Source organism: Mycobacterium sp. TH-M15, assembly GCF_057473705.1.
The window spans coordinates 1-4,151 of the sequence record NZ_JBYCLB010000669.1 but is presented as its reverse complement, the minus strand read 5'-3'; the positions used below and the strand labels follow the sequence as shown (position 1 = coordinate 4,151).

Here is a 4,151-nt window from a genome sequence, read left to right as displayed (position 1 = left end):
GAAGTTCGAGTAACCCGCTGCGTGGACGCAGAGTCAACGCCAGAGTCAGGCGGACTTCTGCGCCGAGAGCTTGCGGTACTCCAGCACGGTGTCGATGATCCCGTACTCCTTGGCTTCCTCGGCGGTCAGGATCTTGTCCCGGTCGGTGTCCTTGCGGATCACCTCGGCGTCCTTGCCGGTGTGCCGGGACAGGGTGGACTCCATCAGCGTCCGCATACGCTCGATCTCGGCGGCCTGGATCTCCAGGTCGGAGAACTGGCCCTGGATCACCCCCGCCAGCGACGGCTGGTGGATCAGCACCCGGGCGTTGGGCAGCGCCATCCGCTTGCCGGGGGTGCCGGCGGCCAGCAGCACCGCCGCCGCGGAGGCGGCCTGGCCCAGGCAGACGGTCTGGATGTCGGCCCGCACGTACTGCATGGTGTCGTAGATCGCCATCAGCGAGGTGAACCCGCCGCCCGGCGAGTTGATGTACATGGTGATGTCCCGGTCGGGGTCCTGGGATTCCAGCACCAGCAGCTGCGCCATCACGTCGTTGGCGGAGACGTCGTCGACCTGGGCGCCGAGGAAGATGATCCTCTCGTCGAAGAGCTTGGCGTACGGGTCGACGATCCGCTCACCGAGGTGGGTCCGCTCGCTGAACTGCGGCAGGATGGAGCGCGCCTGCGGCTGGGTTTCGGGGTTCATGATGCGGCTCCGTTGGTCTGGGCGCGGGTGATGATGTGGTCGACGAAGCCGTATTCGAGGGCTTCGGCGGCGGTGAACCAGCGGTCGCGGTCGGAGTCGGCCTCGATGCGCTCGATGGTCTGTCCGGTGAACTCGGCGTTGAGCCGGAACATCTCCTTCTTGATGACGTGGAACTGCTCGGCCTGGATGGCGATGTCGGCGGCGCTGCCGGTCACCCCGCCGAGCGGCTGGTGCATCAGGATCCGGGCGTGCGGCAGCGCGTAGCGCTTGCCCTTGGTGCCGGCCGCCAGCAGGAACTCCCCCATCGAGGCGGCCATGCCCATCGCGTAGGTGGCGATGTCGCACGGCGAGAGCGCCATGGTGTCGTAGATCGCCATCCCGGCGCTGATCGAACCGCCCGGCGAGTTGATGTACAGCGCGATGTCCTTGGTCGGGTCTTCGGCGCCCAACAGCAGGATCTGCGCGCAGAGCCGGTTGGCGATGTCGTCGTCGACCTGCGATCCCAGGAAGATGATGCGTTCTCGCAGCAGACGCTCATACACCGAGTCGATGAGATTCAGACCCAGCCCTTCCGAACGCATGTGGCTCACGTCGCTCACAGTGGGATACCCGCTTTCTCGAGGTTCGTATGCACCGACCCTAACCAACCGGCGCCGGCGAGGACTCACCGAACCGGCCACGTTCGCTCACAGCGTCACTCGGCCGCCGCCGCGTCGTCGCCCCGCGGTGCCTCCTGGTCGGCCTCCTCCGCCCCGGCTGCCGGTGCGGTGTCCTCCCCGAAGAACTGCGCGGTGTCGACCGTCTCGCCGTTGGTGTCGGTCACCGTCGCGGCGCGCACCGCCGCCGCCAGCGTCAGCCCGCGCCGGACGTCGGCGAAGACCGCCGGCAGCTGGTTGTTCTCCTGCAGAAAACCGGCCAGCCGCTGCGGCTCGACCCCGTACTGACGCGACATCAACACCAGATGCTGGGTCATGTCGCTCTGGCTGACCTGGATGTTCAGCTCGTCGGCGAGCGCATCGAGGAACAGCTGCGTGGTGACCGATTTCTCCGCATCGGCGCGGGTCTTGGCATCGAACTCCGCGCGGGAGGAATCCTGCCCGGCCAGCGCCGCGGCGAACTTCTCCTCGTCGTGGCCGACGCCGTGTAGGGCGTTCTCGGTGACGTTGTCGATGTGCGCCTGCACCGCCGCCGCCGGCAGCGGAATGTCGACCTCGCCGACCAGCGCTTCCAGGGCGGTCTCGCGGATCTGCTCCGCCTGCTGGATGCGCTTGGTCCGCCGCATCTGTTCGGCCAGGTTGGCCCGCAGCTCCTCGATGGTGTCGAATTCGCTGGCCAGCTGGGCGAACTCGTCGTCGGCGTCGGGCAGTTCGCGCTCCTTGACCGCGTCGACGGTCACCGTGACCTGCGCTTCGCTCCCGGCGTGCGGCCCGGCGGCCAGCGTGGTGGTGAACACCGCGCTCTCCCCCGCCGATAGCCCGACGATCGCCTCGTCCAGCCCCTCGATCAGCTGCCTGGACCCCACCTGGTGGGAGAGTCCCTCGGCCTTGGCCTCGGGGACGTCCTCGCCGTCGACGGTCGCGGCCAGGTCGATCGCGACGACGTCGCCGTCGGCCGCCGCCCGCTGGACGCCGGTCAGGGTGCCGAACCGGCCGCGCAGCGACTCCAGCTCCGCGTCGACCTCGTCGTCGGAGACCTCGATCGGCGCGACCTGCACCGTGAGCTCAGCCAGGTCCGGCAGCGCGATCTGCGGGCGGACGTCGACCTCGGCGGTGAAGACCAGGTCCTGGCCGTACTCCTTCTTGGTCACCTCGATCTCGGGCTGGCCGAGCGGACGCAGTTCGGAGTCGGTCACCGCCTGCCCGTACCGGCCCGGCACCGCGTCGCTGACCACCTGGTCCAGCATCGCCTCCCGGCCGAACCGCGCCTCCAGCAGTTTGGCCGGGGCCTTGCCCGGGCGGAACCCGGGCAGTCGAACCTGCTTGGCGAGCTGTTTGTAGGCCCGGTCGAAATCGGGCTGCAGCTCGGTGAACGGCACCTCCACGTTGATGCGAACCCGGGTCGGGCTCAGCTGCTCGACGGTGCTCTTCACGCGTGTACTCCCTCGGTGTCGTTGACGGCGGTCGGTGGCTGTCGGTGCCGCGCGCGGTGCCTGGTCGGGGTGACAGGATTTGAACCTGCGGCCTTCCGCTCCCAAAGCGGATGCGCTACCAAGCTGCGCTACACCCCGCGCTGACCTCGCGATCCTACGACCCGCCGGTATCGCCGGGACATCTGGCTGCGCAGCCGAGCCGAGTCAAGTGGAATTGGTTCCGCCCGCGCCGGTACAGTCTGGCCAAGAATGCGGGCGTAGCTCAATGGTAGAGCCCTAGTCTTCCAAACTAGCTACGCGGGTTCGATTCCCGTCGCCCGCTCAAATGGGGTTACCCGACGGGGAGGCGCCGAGGTGAGGGTTCGTGGGCTGTGCCTCGGCCGGTTCGTCGGCGTACGCGACGCGTTCGAAGAGAATTTTGCGCTGCGCAAAGAGTCCGGCGCCGCGGTGGCGGTCTTCGTCGACGGGGAGCTGGTGGTCAACCTGCAGGGCGGGCCGGCCGACGTGGCGGGCACCCGGCCGTGGCGGGAAGACACCCTGACCCCGATCTTCTCGGCCACCAAGGGGCTCTCCAGCACCTGCGTGCACCAGCTGGTCGAGCGCGGTGAACTCGACCTGGGCAAGCCGGTCGCCTACTACTGGCCGGAGTTCGGCCAGGCCGGCAAGGAGGGCGTCACGGTCGCGATGGTGCTCGGCCACCGGTCCGGCACGATCGGGCCGAGTTCCCGGCTGCGCTGGCGGGAAGTCGCCAACTGGGACCTGGTCTGCCAGCGGCTGGCCGCCAGCGCGCCGTGGTGGCGGCCGGGCACCGCGCAGGGCTACGCGGCGGTCAGCTTCGGCTTCATCATCGGCGAGGTGTTCCACCGGGTGGCCGGGCTCACCGTCGGTGAGTATCTGAGCGCCGAGATCGCCAAGCCGCTCGGCCTCGACGTCTACATCGGCCTGCCGGAGATCGAACGGGACCGCTGCGCGGAGGTGGCCAACCAGGAGGAGGTGACCACGACCCTGACCGGGGTGGTGTCGGCCGCCGGTGATCCCACCTCGCTCGCCGAGCACAAGCGGGCCGGCGTGGCCATCTCGATGGCGATGGGCTACATCCCCGACGAGACGCTCCGGCTCAACGACATGGAGCTGTGGCGCAGCATCGAGAACCCCGCCAACAACGGGCACGTGTCGGCGCTGGGGCTGGCCGGCTTCTACAACGCGCTCTCCGAGGGAAAGCTGCTGAGCCGCCGCCAGATGGACCTGGCCCGGACCAACCAGGGCCCCGACGAACCCGACGTGGTGCTCGGCCCGCGCTCCGCCGACAACGGGTTCGGCTTGGGCTACATGCTCAACCAGCACTGTGTCGTCGGACCCAATCCGCGCATCTTCGGCC

General features: G+C 68.8%; 4 protein-coding genes and 2 tRNA genes. 2 read left to right on the top strand and 4 right to left on the bottom strand.

All coding sequences use genetic code 11. The annotated features are described in order from the left end of the window. Positions 1-45: 45 nt before the first annotated feature. The 4 genes from AC2VNT_RS16400 to AC2VNT_RS16385 all read right to left on the bottom strand — a co-directional run bounded on the left by AC2VNT_RS16400 (position 46) and on the right by AC2VNT_RS16385 (position 2,911). The gene (locus AC2VNT_RS16400) at positions 46-684 is read right to left on the bottom strand and encodes an ATP-dependent Clp protease proteolytic subunit (protein WP_486947861.1); all 639 of its coding nucleotides are present in this window, start codon (positions 682-684) and stop codon (positions 46-48) included. Beyond that, positions 681-1,283 (bottom strand): ATP-dependent Clp protease proteolytic subunit, encoded by a 603-nt coding sequence (locus AC2VNT_RS16395; protein ID WP_486947860.1) that lies wholly within the window; start codon positions 1,281-1,283, stop codon positions 681-683. The genes AC2VNT_RS16400 and AC2VNT_RS16395 overlap by 4 nt, the downstream gene beginning before the upstream one ends. A gap of 95 nt (positions 1,284-1,378) precedes the next feature. Continuing rightward, positions 1,379-2,773, bottom strand: a complete 1,395-nt coding sequence (gene tig, locus AC2VNT_RS16390; RefSeq protein WP_486947859.1) for a trigger factor — start codon at positions 2,771-2,773, stop codon at positions 1,379-1,381. Between the two features lie 61 nt (positions 2,774-2,834). Then, positions 2,835-2,911 (bottom strand) — tRNA-Pro (locus AC2VNT_RS16385). A gap of 113 nt (positions 2,912-3,024) precedes the next feature. On the opposite strand from AC2VNT_RS16385, the gene AC2VNT_RS16380 reads away from it, so the two are divergent. Together AC2VNT_RS16380 and AC2VNT_RS16375 are read left to right on the top strand one after the other, a co-directional pair. Further along, positions 3,025-3,095 (top strand) — tRNA-Gly (locus AC2VNT_RS16380). A 32-nt stretch (positions 3,096-3,127) separates the two neighbouring features. After that, positions 3,128-4,151: serine hydrolase domain-containing protein (locus AC2VNT_RS16375; protein ID WP_486947858.1), on the top strand; the 1,024-nt coding region annotated here is incomplete at its 3' end.

Bases quoted from the DNA above. Each gene is read 5' to 3' on its own strand.
- AC2VNT_RS16400 (WP_486947861.1), bottom strand. From the start codon at position 684: ATGAACCCCGAAACCCAGCCGCAGGCGCGCTCCATCCTGCCGCAGTTC.